This window comes from Bacillus sp. 0909A, from assembly GCF_036765115.1.
In the GTDB taxonomy this organism is placed as follows: Bacteria; Bacillota; Bacilli; order Bacillales; family Bacillaceae; genus Bacillus; species Bacillus mojavensis.
In genome coordinates this window covers 345,544-359,651 of record NZ_JBAIZU010000001.1, presented here as the reverse complement: position 1 = coordinate 359,651, position 14,108 = coordinate 345,544, and the positions used below count along the sequence as shown (strand labels likewise).

At 45.1% G+C, this 14,108-nt stretch carries 15 protein-coding genes; all 15 read right to left on the bottom strand.

Annotated elements, in window-relative coordinates:
- Positions 1-3: 3 nt before the first annotated feature.
- Positions 4-657, bottom strand: a complete 654-nt coding sequence (locus V6D42_RS01820; protein WP_333512203.1) for an O-methyltransferase — start codon at positions 655-657, stop codon at positions 4-6.
- Positions 658-808: 151 nt separating this feature from the next.
- Positions 809-1,891 (bottom strand): endolytic transglycosylase MltG, encoded by a 1,083-nt coding sequence (mltG, locus tag V6D42_RS01815; protein ID WP_010335104.1) that lies wholly within the window; start codon positions 1,889-1,891, stop codon positions 809-811.
- A 129-nt stretch (positions 1,892-2,020) separates the two neighbouring features.
- Entirely contained in the window at positions 2,021-2,302 is a 282-nt protein-coding gene (locus V6D42_RS01810; RefSeq protein WP_333512202.1) for a DUF1292 domain-containing protein, read from the bottom strand.
- Positions 2,303-2,319: 17 nt separating this feature from the next.
- Positions 2,320-2,736, bottom strand: coding sequence for a Holliday junction resolvase RuvX (ruvX, locus tag V6D42_RS01805; RefSeq protein WP_010335106.1), 417 nt, complete (start codon positions 2,734-2,736; stop codon positions 2,320-2,322).
- Positions 2,737-2,743: 7 nt separating this feature from the next.
- Positions 2,744-3,010: an IreB family regulatory phosphoprotein gene (locus V6D42_RS01800; RefSeq protein ID WP_003225903.1), complete on the bottom strand. Its 267-nt coding sequence runs from the start codon at positions 3,008-3,010 to the stop codon at positions 2,744-2,746.
- 84 nt (positions 3,011-3,094) lie between these two features.
- The gene (gene alaS, locus V6D42_RS01795) at positions 3,095-5,731 is read right to left on the bottom strand and encodes an alanine--tRNA ligase (RefSeq protein ID WP_333512201.1); all 2,637 of its coding nucleotides are present in this window, start codon (positions 5,729-5,731) and stop codon (positions 3,095-3,097) included.
- A gap of 333 nt (positions 5,732-6,064) precedes the next feature.
- Positions 6,065-7,126 (bottom strand): AI-2E family transporter, encoded by a 1,062-nt coding sequence (locus V6D42_RS01790; RefSeq protein ID WP_326329151.1) that lies wholly within the window; start codon positions 7,124-7,126, stop codon positions 6,065-6,067.
- Between the two features lie 114 nt (positions 7,127-7,240).
- On the bottom strand, positions 7,241-7,372 hold the full coding sequence (locus V6D42_RS01785; protein ID WP_308398696.1) for a YrzQ family protein: 132 nt from the start codon (positions 7,370-7,372) through the stop codon (positions 7,241-7,243).
- Between the two features lie 21 nt (positions 7,373-7,393).
- Positions 7,394-7,585, bottom strand: a complete 192-nt coding sequence (locus V6D42_RS01780) for a hypothetical protein (RefSeq protein ID WP_010335110.1) — start codon at positions 7,583-7,585, stop codon at positions 7,394-7,396.
- A 10-nt stretch (positions 7,586-7,595) separates the two neighbouring features.
- A complete protein-coding gene (locus V6D42_RS01775; RefSeq protein ID WP_442893189.1) occupies positions 7,596-8,060 on the bottom strand; it encodes a PRC-barrel domain-containing protein in 465 nt (154 codons plus the stop codon).
- 118 nt (positions 8,061-8,178) lie between these two features.
- The gene (gene recD2, locus V6D42_RS01770; RefSeq protein ID WP_333512199.1) at positions 8,179-10,575 is read right to left on the bottom strand and encodes an SF1B family DNA helicase RecD2; all 2,397 of its coding nucleotides are present in this window, start codon (positions 10,573-10,575) and stop codon (positions 8,179-8,181) included.
- Positions 10,576-10,599: 24 nt separating this feature from the next.
- Entirely contained in the window at positions 10,600-11,220 is a 621-nt protein-coding gene (locus V6D42_RS01765; RefSeq protein ID WP_442893190.1) for a tetratricopeptide repeat protein, read from the bottom strand.
- 83 nt (positions 11,221-11,303) lie between these two features.
- A complete protein-coding gene (gene mnmA / locus V6D42_RS01760) occupies positions 11,304-12,419 on the bottom strand; it encodes a tRNA 2-thiouridine(34) synthase MnmA (RefSeq protein ID WP_010335113.1) in 1,116 nt (371 codons plus the stop codon).
- A 28-nt stretch (positions 12,420-12,447) separates the two neighbouring features.
- Positions 12,448-13,590: a cysteine desulfurase family protein gene (locus tag V6D42_RS01755; RefSeq protein ID WP_333512197.1), complete on the bottom strand. Its 1,143-nt coding sequence runs from the start codon at positions 13,588-13,590 to the stop codon at positions 12,448-12,450.
- A gap of 19 nt (positions 13,591-13,609) precedes the next feature.
- The gene (gene cymR / locus V6D42_RS01750; RefSeq protein WP_003225879.1) at positions 13,610-14,026 is read right to left on the bottom strand and encodes a cysteine metabolism transcriptional regulator CymR; all 417 of its coding nucleotides are present in this window, start codon (positions 14,024-14,026) and stop codon (positions 13,610-13,612) included.
- Positions 14,027-14,108: the final 82 nt, after the last annotated feature.

Here is a 14,108-nt window from a genome sequence, read left to right as displayed (position 1 = left end):
CGTTCACCTCTTCTTTTTACTAATCGCAAGCCCGTCCCCAACAGGGATAATCGCAGTTTGATAATCCGGATGATTCATCAGCCAATGATTATACTCATCAATTTTCGATACCAGCCTGCGTCTTCTTTTTGATTCTATTTTGCTGTAATCCTCTGCCACCAGACCTTTAAACAGCACGTTATCTGTTAAAATCACCCCGTCTGGCGAAAGCATCGGTTCATATAAGTGAAAAAAGTTTTGATATTGACCTTTAGCAGCATCAATGAAAATCACATCATATGGCGCTGTGACATGAACGGCTTCTGCTAATTCGAGCGCGTCCCCATAAAACACATGGATTCGGTCATCAAGCTGAAAATCCTTTATGTTGTGAATAGCTTCCTCATGGCGTGTCTCATTGCGTTCAATCGTATATATTTCTGCAGAAGGCAGTGCCAGCGCCATTCGAATGGCCGAGTAACCGATAGCCGTTCCGATCTCCAGTATTTTCTTCGCCTGTTTGACTGACAAGATTTGGAGCAGCACTTCTATGCCCGCTTTTTCCATAATCGGAACATGATGTTCTTCCGCATATGCTTCCAGTTTCCTCAGGTTATCCGGCTGAGGCTTCAATAATGCTTCTATATAGTCATTTATTTGTTCATAGCGGTCTGTCACAACAAACAGCCTCCCGTTCTAAAAAGGAGTGCCCCAGTCTTTGACACAGGACACTCTCTGAGCACAACTTGTATACGTTAGTAAACAACCCGATATATTTTATCATAAAACCTTGCGAAATGCGAATAAAAGGAGAGCTTTTGCTCTCCTTTTATTTCTGATTTTTTGCCGAAATATATTTTTCTTTTGCTTTATTATGTTCTTTTAATGTTTTCGTAAATACGACCTCACCGTTTGATTTTGCTAAAAAGTACAGATAGTCCGTTTTATCCGGATGAAGCGCCGCTTCCCAAGACGACATTCCGGCATTGGCAATCGGACCTGGCGGCAGACCGGTGTTTTTATACGTGTTGTACGGCGAATCAATTTCAAGGTCCTTATAAAGCACCCGGTCTTTATGTTTGCCAGCCGCATACAAGACGGTCGGATCTGTCTGAAGCGGCATCTTCTTTTTCAGCCTGTTATAAAAGACGCTGGATATTTTATGGCGATCGGCTTTTTCAGTCGCTTCCTCTTCAATCAAAGAAGCCATCGTCAGCAGCTTATGCACAGAAAGCTTTTCTTTCTTCATTTCTGTTTTGTATGTCTTCACATAAGAATCTGTCTGTTTCATCATCTCGGTTATGATGTCCTCAAGCGACGTATCAGGATCGTGGAATGGATATGTAGCCGGGAATAGGTATCCTTCCAGCGGATGCTTTATATTTTTCTGAAAAACATCGTTTGTAACGGTGTCCGGAAATTCCTTTTTCAGCTGATTGATAAACGTTCTATCGTCCAGCTTTGCCATGACCTGTTTTGTTGAGTATTTCGTTTCCTCAGCAATGGCTGTGGCGATTTGTGTCAGCTGTTTCCCCTCAGGCACCGTAATTTGAAAGGCGTAGCTTGTAGCCCCGTTTGTCAGCTTCTTGATAATGGCATCAAGATCCATTCCTTTGTTCAGATGATAGTACCCGGCTTGGAATCCCGAAGCTTTTTTATATTTCACATAGTACTGAAATGCCTTTTCACTTTTTATGACATTGTTTTCCTTCAAAATCGATGCGATCGCAGATACAGATGATCCGCTCGGAATGTTAATATTAACTGTCGTTTTATTGTTTTTTTCAACAGGTTCCAGCAGTGATTTCCCATATAAAAATGCTCCGCCTATGATGAGAAGCAGCACAATAACGGAAGACAGTACAATTCTTTTTTTATTTAGAAAGGATTTTTTTTGCTGATTAATATACATAAGGTCTCCTCCCATCAGCTTTTATACTACATGATTCATGCTGTTTCGGCAATTTATTACAAAAAAACGTCTCTTTATAAGCAGAAAAAAAAGCCGGAGCAGTATAGGCTCCGGCTTTTGGCGCGGTTTTTACTCTTCGTCTTCTTCCGCTAAAAACGTGTTTAATGTCTCTTCGATCATATCCCATTCTTCATCGGTTTCGATCGGGTATAGTTCGCCGTCTTCACCATCTTCGTTTGGCGTAAAGCTGGAAGCAAGAATTTCTACTTCTTCCTCATTCTTTGTTTCAATTGGGTAGTACAAAACATAAGATTTGCCAAACTCTTCGTTTTCAAATGTAAATAGCACTTCGCAAAGCTGTTCATTTCCTTGATCGTCAACAATTGTAATATTTTTTTCGCCGTGTTCCATTATATTCACCTCTGGCTTTAATTTAAACTGTCAAGATATCCTTGCAGAATCATAACAGCCGCCATTTTATCAATGACTTTTTTTCGTTTCTGCCTACTGACATCAGCGGCAATCAGCATTTTTTCAGCCGCCATTGTGGTAAGACGCTCGTCCCACAGCACAACAGGTACATTGTACGTGGTTTCAAGCACTTTCGCAAATGCTTGGCTGGCTTCGCCTCTCGGGCCGACAGTTCCATTCATGTTTTTAGGAAAGCCGAGCACGATCTTATCTATAGTATAGTCTTTTGTCAGTTCAGATAAACGAGGTAATCCGTAATCGCCCTCTGCTTCATTTATCTTTATGGTCTCAATGCCTTGAGCAGTCCAGCCCATTTCGTCGCTCAGAGCAACACCGAGTGTTTTGGTTCCTAAATCGAGCCCTAATATTCTCATTGTTTATTTACGCCTCTTTATGCTGTTCTAAATAAGACTTCACCAATTCCTCGATTAATTCGTCTCTTTCAAGTTTGCGAATTAAATTGCGAGCGTCACGATGCCTAGGAATATAAGCGGGATCACCTGACAGCAAGTATCCGACAATCTGATTGATTGGATTGTAGCCCTTTTCCTGAAGCGCGTCATACACTGTAATCAGCACCTCATTTACGTTAGTTTCGGCAGAATCATCGGAGAAATTAAATTTCATCGTTTTATCAAACGAGCTCACCGTTTTGCACCTCTTTCCCAAATTCGCAGGCAAAGTTCAGCCTGGGGTCCTTATCTTACCATCATTCTACACTACATGGGCAAATTATAAAACGGATTTCACCCAATCTTCTACAGAAGCCAAGGCTTCTTCTAATTTTTCCGTCTGCTTTCCGCCTGCCTGTGCCATGTCCGGACGGCCTCCGCCGCCTCCGCCGCAAACTTCCGCGGCTTGTTTAACAAGCTTGCCGGCATGAAGGCCTTTCTCAATCAGATCCTTAGTAACACCGGCAGAAATATTGACTTTATCATTTTGCACAGCGCCAAGCACGATGACCGCAGAGCCGATTTTTGCTTTCAGTTCATCAACCATTGTACGGAGATGGTTCATATCTTTGGCGTTTACCTTTTCCGCAAGCACGCTGACACCATCAACTTCTTTTACTTTTGATAGTATGGCGCCTGCTTCAACGTTGCCGAGTTTCGCCAGAAGAGATTCATTTTCTCTTTGCGCTTCCTTCAGCTCAGCCTGCAGCGCAGCAACGCGTTTCGGCACTTCTTTGATATTTGTTTTCAGTTCGTCGGCAGTCTGCTTCAAAACGGAGATCTGGCTGTTCATTTCTACGTAAGCGCCTTGTCCTGTTACAGCTTCAATCCTTCTAGTGCCAGCTCCGATTCCAGACTCAGATACGATTTTAAATAAGCCGATTTCCGCTGTGTTGCTGACATGGCATCCGCCGCAAAGCTCAAGGCTGTAATCTCCGACTTGAACAACCCTTACAATATCACCGTATTTTTCTCCGAACAGAGCCATAGCTCCCATTTCTTTTGCTTCAGCGATCGGTTTCAAATCTATGCTGACCGGGATGCTTGCCCAAATCTTTTCGTTTACAATAACTTCAATTCGTTCGAGCTCTTCTTTTGTCACTTGCCCGAAGTGTGAGAAGTCGAAACGAAGGCGGTTTTCAGTTACAAGAGAGCCTGCCTGATTGACATGCGTTCCGAGAACATCTTTCAATGCCTGGTGCAATAAGTGCGTTGCCGTATGGTTTTTAATGACGCCGCTTCTCATATGATCTTCAACCTCAGCTATTACATGCATGCCTTTTTGAACGGTTCCACTCTCGACAACACCTTCATGCACATGCTGGCCGTTCGGCGCTTTTTGCACATCTTTCACTTTTACCACTGCCTGCTCGCTGCGTAAAAAGCCTTTGTCGCCGATTTGACCGCCGCTTTCCGCATAGAAAGGTGTTTCGTCAAGAATGATCTGTACAGTTTCGCCTTCATGCGCTTCGTCAATTAACTGGCCGTCCCGCAGAAGCACAATCACATTGGCATCAGCCTTTGTTTGGGAGTAGCCGACAAATGTGCTTTCTTCTGTGATGTCGCGTAATGCGCCGCCCTGCACCTGCATGCTGCCAACATCCTGACGAGCATTTCTGGCCCGCTCGCGCTGCTGGTTCATTTCTTCTTCAAAGCCTTTATGGTCAACTGTCATGTTCTCGTCTTCCGCATATTCTTCAGTCAGTTCAACTGGGAATCCGTACGTGTCGTAAAGTTTAAACACATCCGCACCTGAAATGACGCTGCTGCCCTTATCTTTTTCCTTTTTGATCATTTCTGACAAGATGGCAAGCCCTTCATTCAGTGTTTCGTGGAAGCGTTCTTCCTCTGTTTTAATGACTTTTGAGATGAATTCTTCCTTCTCTTTGACTTCAGGGTAGAAAGCAGCCATGATCTCAGCAACAACCGGAACAAGATCGTACATGAACGGACGGTTGATGTTGATCGTTTTGGCATAACGCACAGCGCGGCGCAATAAACGTCTTAATACATAGCCGCGTCCTTCATTTGACGGAAGGGCCCCGTCACTGACAGCAAAAGCAACCGTTCTGATATGGTCGGCGATGACTTTAAATGCAGTGTCTTTTACATTGTCTTGGCCGTATGCTTCACCAGAAATCGTTTCTGTCGCTTTGATGATTGGGACAAACAAATCAGTATCGAAGTTTGTCGGGACATTCTGGATGACAGATACCATTCTTTCAAGTCCCATGCCTGTATCAATGTTTTTCTTCGGAAGCGGTGTATATGTGCCGTCCGGGTTATGGTTGAACTCAGAGAATACAAGGTTCCATACTTCAAGGTAACGGTCATTTTCTCCGCCTGGATAAAGCTCTGGATCATCTGGATCGTTCCCATACGCTTCACCGCGGTCGTAGAAAATTTCTGTGTTCGGTCCGCTCGGCCCTTCGCCGATGTCCCAGAAGTTCCCTTCCAGGCGAATAATTCTTTCTTCCGGAATACCGATTTTTTTCGCCCAAAACTCATATGCTTCTTCATCTTCCGGATGAACCGTAACAGAAAGAAGCTCTTCATCAAAACCAATCCACTTGTCACTCGTTAAAAACTCCCAAGCCCATGTGATCGCTTCTTCTTTAAAATAATCGCCGATGGAAAAGTTTCCGAGCATTTCAAAAAATGTGTGATGGCGCGCGGTTTTACCCACATTTTCAATATCGTTTGTTCTGATTGCTTTTTGAGCGTTTACGATTCTCGGATTTTCCGGCACAACGCGGCCGTCAAAATATTTTTTCAGCGTCGCAACACCGCTGTTGATCCAAAGCAGTGAAGGATCTTCATGCGGCACTAATGACGCGCTCGGCTCTACAGCATGTCCTTTTTCTTTAAAGAAATCCAAAAACATTTGACGCACTTCAGCAGAAGTTAAGTGTTTCATTGTATTTCCTCCTCTATAAAAATCGAAATTCTCTTCAGTGACAGCAAAAAAGCCCTCCCCCTATGCAAACCACACGTTTACACAGGGACGAGAGCTGTCTCGCGGTACCACCCTGATTACGGGCCTTATAATTCGCCCGTCACCTTTCATCCCATAACGCAGGATGTGCGGCAGCGATTAACTGCACTCAGGATTAGCTTCCTCCGATCTTCTGATAAAGCTCCTTTCAGCTTACGGAGCTTCTCTCTTTAACAGGGCTTCGGCGTACTCAGATCCGTCACTCGAGATTCGTATGTATTCTACGAGAAATTATAGACAAGCGGCACGCCAATGTCAATGCTCCGTCCGCATCCGCAGAAAATGGATCATCATCACTTTTAAAACAGCCGCAGCAGGCACTGCCAGAATCATTCCGACAATCCCCGCCAGCTCTCCTCCGGCAAGAAGCGCAAGCATAATCACTACAGGGTGCATCTTGAGGCTTCTGCCGACAATGAACGGACTGAGGACATTTCCTTCCAAAAATTGAAGCACGAACACCGTAATGACAACGACAAGGACGGCCTTCACAGAAATTGTCATCGCTATCAAAAGCGCAGGAATAGCGCCGATAAAGGGGCCGAAGTACGGGATGACATTCGTAATACCCGAGATAAGACCCAGTATCAGCGGATACGGAAGGCCAAATATCCAAAATGTGATACCGGCTACGGCTCCGAGAATTAAGCAGACGAGCAGCTGGCCGCGAATGTAATCACCGAGAGAATCATCAACATCTAGCAAAAAAGCGCTGCCCCGCTTCCTCCACGACTTCGGCGTCAAATACCACACCGTTTTTTTCATTAATTCGATGTCCTTAACCATATAAAACACGAGAAAAGGAATCGTTGCCGCGATTAAGAAATAGTCGAGCACTTTACGAATTCCGCTGATTGCCCCTTCGATTGTGCCAGCGAAAAACGCCTCCGTCTGCCTAATCATTTTGTCTATGCGGTGATGCATGCCGTCCGGCCAGTCATCTGTATGATTATGCACATGAAGAAGGAGCCCATTGTACGTCTCGGCAAACATAGGTATATTTTCTGATAAATCCGTCAGCTGCACAATTAAAACGGGCACACCCTTATATAATGCCCATCCCAGCCCGCCAAAAAAAAGAACATAAATGACCAAAATGCTTAATGTCCTTGGCAGACCTTTGTCATGAAGCCACTCAGTGACCGGAAGTAATAAATAAGAAATAAAAATAGAAATGATCAAGGGAATAAAGATTGATTTTATGACGAGCCATAGGGGAGACCATAACATATCAAGCATACAAAAGACATAGACTGTTAACAGGACCAATAAACAAATGGCCACCCATAACAAAAGCTGCACCGGTTTCTGGAGCATCTGCTTTCACCTCTCCTATATCTTTTGAGGATTATAAGGAATTATTCTTTTATGTTTTCCCTTCACTGATGGCTTACATAAAAAGGATACTCTAAAGAGAGTATCCTTCATTCCTTAAAACATTTTCATCATTCTTTTTCTCATCCGCTTCATGCTTCGATTATTCAGCATGTCAGATTGAGTCGCCATTCGGTACACGAGAGCCCCGGCTCCCATCGCCAAAAGAGAAGTCATTGTCCGATTCATCCTGCGCATCTCCTTTCGATATTAAAAATTGATGCTGCGTTCATCCTCAGAAAACAAATCATCCAGGCTGCTTAGCGTTCCGTCTTCTTCCACTTGATGAGTTTCAATCTTCCCTTTGACCACTGTCAGCTCAATGAAACAGCCCCAGCAATAATATTGGTTCACGCCGATTTTCCCGATGTCCTTACTTTTGCAGTTCGGGCATATAAGCATACTCACACCTCTATCCGTTCAGAACGATCTCGTCTTTCCGCACCTCTACAAGCGAATCTGCTCTTTGGATGTGGCGTTTACATCCCGCCAAGTCAGAAAAGAAACCGTCCGAGAGTTCATATGCTACGATTATGCCCCTGTCCAAACAAAAGTATACATCTTCCAGCATCCCCAAAATATCACCCTCTTGCGATTTCACGAGCTTCATTTTCATCTGCTCATATGTGAAGCATGATTTCGGAAGAGGCAGAAGCTGCTCTGAATTGGCTGCAGCCAATATCCGGTCATGAAGAATGCAACTGATATCACATGCACGTAAAAGCGCATGATGGTTATGAAAAAGACGTTTTTGTTCAAGAATAAACCCGAGACAATTTCCTTCAAGAGAAAAACAAATATCAGAAATCGTCCCAAGATAAACAGAAGTTTGTTCTGAATATACAGGAAATCCTTCTACCTCATGGCATGTTCTCAAAGTGTGATCAACCACCTTTTGTTGAACAGGCTTAGGTTTTGCTTTTCACCTTTGACACATACGATGAAATCACTTCCACCCCCAATGAAAAAAGCTCCCGCAAATACGGGAGCCCCTTTTACAGCTGTTCTTCTTTCATAAAATCGAATGGCGTAATGCCTTCCATTCCGATATTTGCGTCGTGCACGCTGAACGGGAGCTCTTTTTGCAAAGCTGCAAGCTCAGCATCCATTTCAGCCGCCTGCTGTGACAGCCTGTTTTTTAGTGAGGTCTGTCTGACAGTCGCGTCATTATTTTTCACGCCCCACTCCAGCGCTTCCTCTTCCCCGCATAAAATGAGAAATTTCTTCGCCCTCGTGATAGCGGTATATAGAAGGTTCCTTCTGAGCATTCTATAGTAGCCCTTCACTACAGGAAGAACCACGATCGGAAATTCACTGCCCTGCGATTTATGAATAGAGCAGCAATACGCATGAGTAAACTGACTGAAGTCTTTTTTCGTAAACGTCATCTCATTGCCGTCAAAAGAGACAACAGCCATGTCTTCTTTTTCTGTGTTTTCCTTCGCATAGAAAATGGAAGTGATTTCTCCAATGTCGCCGTTAAACACATTGTTTTCCGGCTGATTGACAAGCTGCAAAATTTTATCCCCGGTTCTATAGACAACGTCGCCGAACTTAATTTCCCTCCGCTTTTCTTTTGGAGGGTTTAAAATATCCTGTAGCATCACATTTAGCTCATTGATTCCGGCTTTGCCTCTGTACATCGGGGCGAGGACCTGAATATCTTTTGCCGTATATCCTTTTTTCAATGCATTCGCGACAACCTTCTCAACCACTTCTTTAATTTGCGAACCACCGCAGCGAATAAAGGAACGATCCTTTGTCGGGGCAGTCAGGTTGTTTGGAAGCAGCCCGTTTTTCATCTCGTGGGCAAGCTCGACAATGGACGATCCTTCCGCTTGTCGATAGATGTCTGTCAGCCTTACAGTCGGAATCACCTGGGATGCCAAAAGGTCTCTGAGCACTTGACCGGGGCCGACGGAAGGCAGCTGGTCTTCGTCTCCGACAATGATGATTTGAATATGATCAGGGATCGCTTTAAACAAATGATTCGCAAGCCATATATCGAGCATACTCGCTTCATCGATAATCAAAAGCTTCCCTTCAATCGGCTGGTCCTCTGTATGAGTAAATCCTTCCGCACCGTTCCAGCCGAGCAGCCGGTGTATCGTAACAGCCGGAAGACCAGTTGACTCACTCATTCGTTTCGCCGCTCTGCCTGTGGGCGCGGCCAGCACAATCGGAAAGACTTCATCTTTTTTATAATCCGACGGATCAAGTGAAACACCGTGAAGTTCTCCATACAATTCCACAATGCCTCTGATGACCGTTGTTTTTCCTGTGCCCGGTCCTCCCGTTAAAAGAAGCATCGGTGACGACAGCGCTTTTTGTATCGCTTCCTTCTGACTCGGCGCGTACTGAACATTCATACGCTCTTCCAATTCTCCCAAAGCCATCAGAAATTCTGATTCAGGAAACTGGTCGTCATATTCAGTTTGGCTTGCGATCTGTTTCACACGCTTTGCCACATTTTGTTCAGCGAAAAACAGCGACGGAAAGTAACATCGTTCATCTTCTATGACAATATCCTTATTTTCCCCAAGCGCAATAATCGCGTTAGCGGCATCCATTTCTGCAATGCGCTGCCCATCTGCCGCTGACTGGTTTAACAGCGTTTGGGTTTCGATAATCAGCTGTTTCGTTTCTATGTACGTATGCCCTTCTGACAGGCATGTCGTTTCTAGCGTGTATAAAATAGCCGCTTTTACCCGCTCAGGATGATTCCCTGAGAGCCCCATTCTTCCACCGAGCTCATCTGCTTTTCCAAACCCTATGCCTTCCACGTCTTTCACAAGCTGATAGGGGTTCTCCTGAATTTTTTCCAGCGTCTCGGATTCATAGGCCTGATAGATTTTCATAGACAGCTGAGGGCCGAAGCCAAATTGATTCAGCGAGATCATAATTTGCTCCAGTCCCTGATGCCGCTGCAGGGCACCGGCAAGGGTGTCAGCTTTCTTTTTTGACAGTCTCGGAACATCATAAAGGACTGAAGAATCAGCCAAAATTTTATTAATCGCTCTGTCACCCAGCTTTTTCACAATCTCTTCAGCGGTTTTTTTACCGATTCCTTCAAACAGATCGCTCGACAAATACTGAATGACGCCTTCTTTTGTTGTCGGGATCTCCTTTTTGAAGTGCTCAGCTTGAAATTGCAGTCCGAACTTTGGGTGAGTAACGGTTTTTCCGTAAAACGTGTAGGTCTCTTCTTCTTGAAGCGCAGGGAAGTAGCCCGTCACGGATACGACTTTATCTTCAATAGCTTCGGAGGTCTCTGTGACTTTCACTTTCAGAACCGTATATAAATTGGCGTCATTATGATAAATGACGGTGTTTACTGTCCCTTTTAAAAAGGGCTCCTCCTCCATTTTCAGCTGATCCGGGTGCTGCTGCACGAGCCGTCCCTCCTCCTGAGCTTTTTATGATGGGTCGATTAGTTTTTTTGCATGAAGCGCCAGCATATGATCCGGCTGGATTTCGATTGCCTTGTCCAGCATTTCAAGCGCTTTTTCACGATTTTCTTTATAAGCATAAGCGACACCGGAATTATAAAACGCATCCGCGTGCCCCGGGTCTTGCTCTGTTACAGCTTCGAACTGGCTGAGTGCTTCGTCCAGCATGCCTTCGTTCGCCAAGCACATCCCGAATTGGAAACGCGCTTCTGTATCGTCTTCATTCAGCTCGACCGCTCTTTGTAAATATGGCAGGGCGAGCTTAGGCTGCTCAAGCTTTACGAGAACCGTTCCGAGCATGTAGAAAAGATCGCCATTCTCCATTCCGGCACGCAACGCTTTTTCAAACATGTCTTTCGCTTCTTTGTACATTTCTTTTACGACATAGACATTTCCTGCTCCATAATAAGCAGTGGCGGCGCTGCTGTCTAAGTCAAGCGCTTTTTCATAAAACGCAAGCGCTCGTTCCAGTTCATTTACGGATGAAAGCAGGTTCGCAAAGTTAATATACGGAATTGCGTCTTCTTTGTTTTCTTCAATCGCTTTTGTAAAAGCCTCTGCCGCTTGTTCGTAATCGCCTTCCTGCATTGCCGCTATACCGGCTTCATTGTAATCCACAGTCATCTTCCTTTCATTAAAAAACCCCAACTCGCTGTTGAGGTTTTTTCATTTTATACATACCACAGTTTTGTTCCGTCTTTATATACGTCATCAATGGTTCCGCCGCCAAGGCATTCTTCGCCATCATAGAAGACAACGGCTTGTCCCGGTGTGACAGCACGAACCTGCTCGTCGAAAATAACCTCCGCTTCGCCTTCCCCAGTCATTCGAACCGTAACTTTATGGTCTTCTTGACGGTAACGGAATTTGGCTGTGCAGGAAATTTCTTTGCCATCCATTATATCCGAACGAACCCAGCTAATATTAGTCGCTGTGATTTTATCGGAGTAGAGGAGCGGGTTGTGGAACCCTTGGTCGACGTAAAGGATGTTCTTTTCAAGATCTTTACCGACCGCAAACCAGGGCTCGCCGCTTCCGCCGATTCCAAGGCCGTGACGCTGACCGATCGTGTAGTACATTAATCCGTCGTGGCGTCCTTTTACTTCACCGTCCATCGTCATCATATCACCCGGCTGCGCAGGGAGATATTGACTGAGGAATGTTTTGAAATTGCGTTCGCCGATAAAACAGATGCCTGTACTGTCTTTTTTCGCCGCCGTTGCCAGATCTGCTTCTTTGGCAATTTCACGCACACGGCTTTTTTGAAGCTCGCCGATCGGGAACATGACTTTGCTTAGCGTATCTTCTGTCAGCTGATTCAAGAAGTACGTTTGATCTTTGTTTTCATCAATGCCGCGCAGCATTCTGACTTTGCCGCCGCTTCTGTCGACCCTTGCATAGTGGCCAGTCGCTAAATAATCGGCGCCAAGTGACAGTGCATGCTCCAAAAATGCCTTGAATTTAATTTCTTTGTTGCACAGCACATCCGGGTTTGGTGTTCTGCCTGCTTTATATTCATCGAGGAAGTATTGAAATACCTTCTCGTAATATTGCTTTTCAAAATTAACGGCATAGTACGGAATTCCAATTTGATTGCAGACGCGGATCACATCTTCATAATCCTCTGTCGCCGTGCAGAAACCGTTTTCGTCCGTATCATCCCAGTTTTTCATAAAGATTCCGATCACATCATAGCCCTGTTCTTTTAACAGCAGAGCCGCCACAGATGAGTCTACTCCGCCGGACATGCCGACAACGACTCTTGTATCCTCCGGCCGTTTTTCCATTTCATTCACTCCAATAATTAAGTCCGCCTTATTGTGTCAGCCGCTTTACAACGGCAGCCACATGTTCGGCAGCGGTTTTCACTTGCTCAGCCGTATTGCCGAGGCCAAAGCTGATTCGAATTGAGGACGTCAGCCGGTCGCTCTCTTCACCGAACATGGCAGTAAGAACGTGTGACGGCAGGACTGAACCAGCGGTGCACGCTGATCCGCTAGAAACCGCGACTCCCGCCATATCAAGATTTACCAGCAGTGCCTCCACAGATACACCAGGAAAATAAAGGTTCATGACATGCGGAAGGCTATGCTCTTGATCTCCATTGATCTCGAATGCCACACCGGCATCCTTAAGCGTGCCGGCTATAATTGTTTTAAACGATTGATACTTCTCGTTTTTTTCGTCCCGTTCTTCGCCCGACAGCTTGACCGCTTCTTTCAGCCCGACAATTCCCGGAACATTTTCTGTTCCGGCACGGCGTTTTCTTTCTTGCTCTCCTCCGAATAACAGCGGAGAAAGCTTTACATCCTTACTTGCATATAAAAAGCCAGTCCCTTTTGGCCCGTTGAGCTTGTGCCCAGAAACAGACAGAAGGTCAATATGGCTGCTTTTCACATCAATTGGAAAAAACCCGAATGCCTGAACAGCATCGGTATGAAAATAAGCCGTGTGTTCCTTCAGCAGCTGGCCGATTTCATCGATCGGCTGCACAGTTCCGACTTCGTTATTTCCATACATCACTGTCACAAGGATTGTATTATCACGTAGTGCTTCTTTCACCTGATTTGCACTGACTCTGCCGTTTTCATCAACATCCAGATACGTCACTTCAAATCCGTCTTCCTCCAGTTTTTCACATGTGTGAAGCACGGCGTGATGCTCAATTTTTGTCGTGATTATATGTTTTCCCTGATCTTTTCTGGCAAGCGCAGTTCCCATTATCGCTAAGTTGTCGGCTTCCGTTCCCCCGCTAGTGAATATAATTTCCTGTTCTGCCGCACCAATTTCAGCTGCAATCTGCGCTCTTGCTTCGTCCACCCATTTGCGTGATTCCCTTCCAAATGAATGAATGCTTGATGGATTGCCGAAATTTCCGGAGAAATGCGGTATCATTTTCTCCAGCACGCGATCATCCATCGGAGACGTTGCGGCGTGATCCAAATAAATCCGTTCCATTTTGTTTTACACCTCTGATTTAAATATAGAACATATAGGCTTCTTGCTCTCCATCTGTGTAGCTGGCAAGGTCCTCTAATGTTGTGCTATCTAACACTTCTTTCACAGCGTCACGAATGCGGATCCACAGCTCCCGCTTGGCAGGCTCCTCGTCTTCGAGCACTTCCACAGGGCTGATCGGACCTTCAAGCACGCGGATGATGTCTCCAGCAGTAATGGCATCCGGCTCACTGCCTAATACGTATCCGCCGTATGCGCCTCTGATGCTTTTGACTAAGCCGGCATTTCTGAGCGGTGAAACCAGCTGCTCTAAATAATGCTCTGACAGATTATTTGTCTGTGCGATGCTTTTTAATGAAGTCGGGCCTTCACCATGCTTTTTCGCGAGCTCAATCATAATGGTGAGACCGTATCTTCCTTTAGTTGATATTTTCAACATGAACACCTCTGTTATTTCATGATTTTCCACATATATAATGGTAATTTCTATATAATTCGTCCGTTTATTAAATAATAGA

Bases quoted from the DNA above. Each gene is read 5' to 3' on its own strand.
- mltG (WP_010335104.1), bottom strand. From the start codon at position 1,891: ATGTATATTAATCAGCAAAAAAAATCCTTTCTAAATAAAAAAAGAATT.
- V6D42_RS01810 (WP_333512202.1), bottom strand. From the start codon at position 2,302: ATGGAACACGGCGAAAAAAATATTACAATTGTTGACGATCAAGGAAAT.
- ruvX (WP_010335106.1), bottom strand. From the start codon at position 2,736: ATGAGAATATTAGGGCTCGATTTAGGAACCAAAACACTCGGTGTTGCT.
- alaS (WP_333512201.1), bottom strand. From the start codon at position 5,731: ATGAAACACTTAACTTCTGCTGAAGTGCGTCAAATGTTTTTGGATTTC.
- V6D42_RS01790 (WP_326329151.1), bottom strand. From the start codon at position 7,126: ATGCTCCAGAAACCGGTGCAGCTTTTGTTATGGGTGGCCATTTGTTTA.
- V6D42_RS01785 (WP_308398696.1), bottom strand. From the start codon at position 7,372: ATGAATCGGACAATGACTTCTCTTTTGGCGATGGGAGCCGGGGCTCTC.
- V6D42_RS01780 (WP_010335110.1), bottom strand. From the start codon at position 7,585: ATGCTTATATGCCCGAACTGCAAAAGTAAGGACATCGGGAAAATCGGC.
- V6D42_RS01765 (WP_442893190.1), bottom strand. From the start codon at position 11,220: ATGCAGGAAGGCGATTACGAACAAGCGGCAGAGGCTTTTACAAAAGCG.
- mnmA (WP_010335113.1), bottom strand. From the start codon at position 12,419: ATGGAAAAACGGCCGGAGGATACAAGAGTCGTTGTCGGCATGTCCGGC.
- V6D42_RS01755 (WP_333512197.1), bottom strand. From the start codon at position 13,590: ATGGAACGGATTTATTTGGATCACGCCGCAACGTCTCCGATGGATGAT.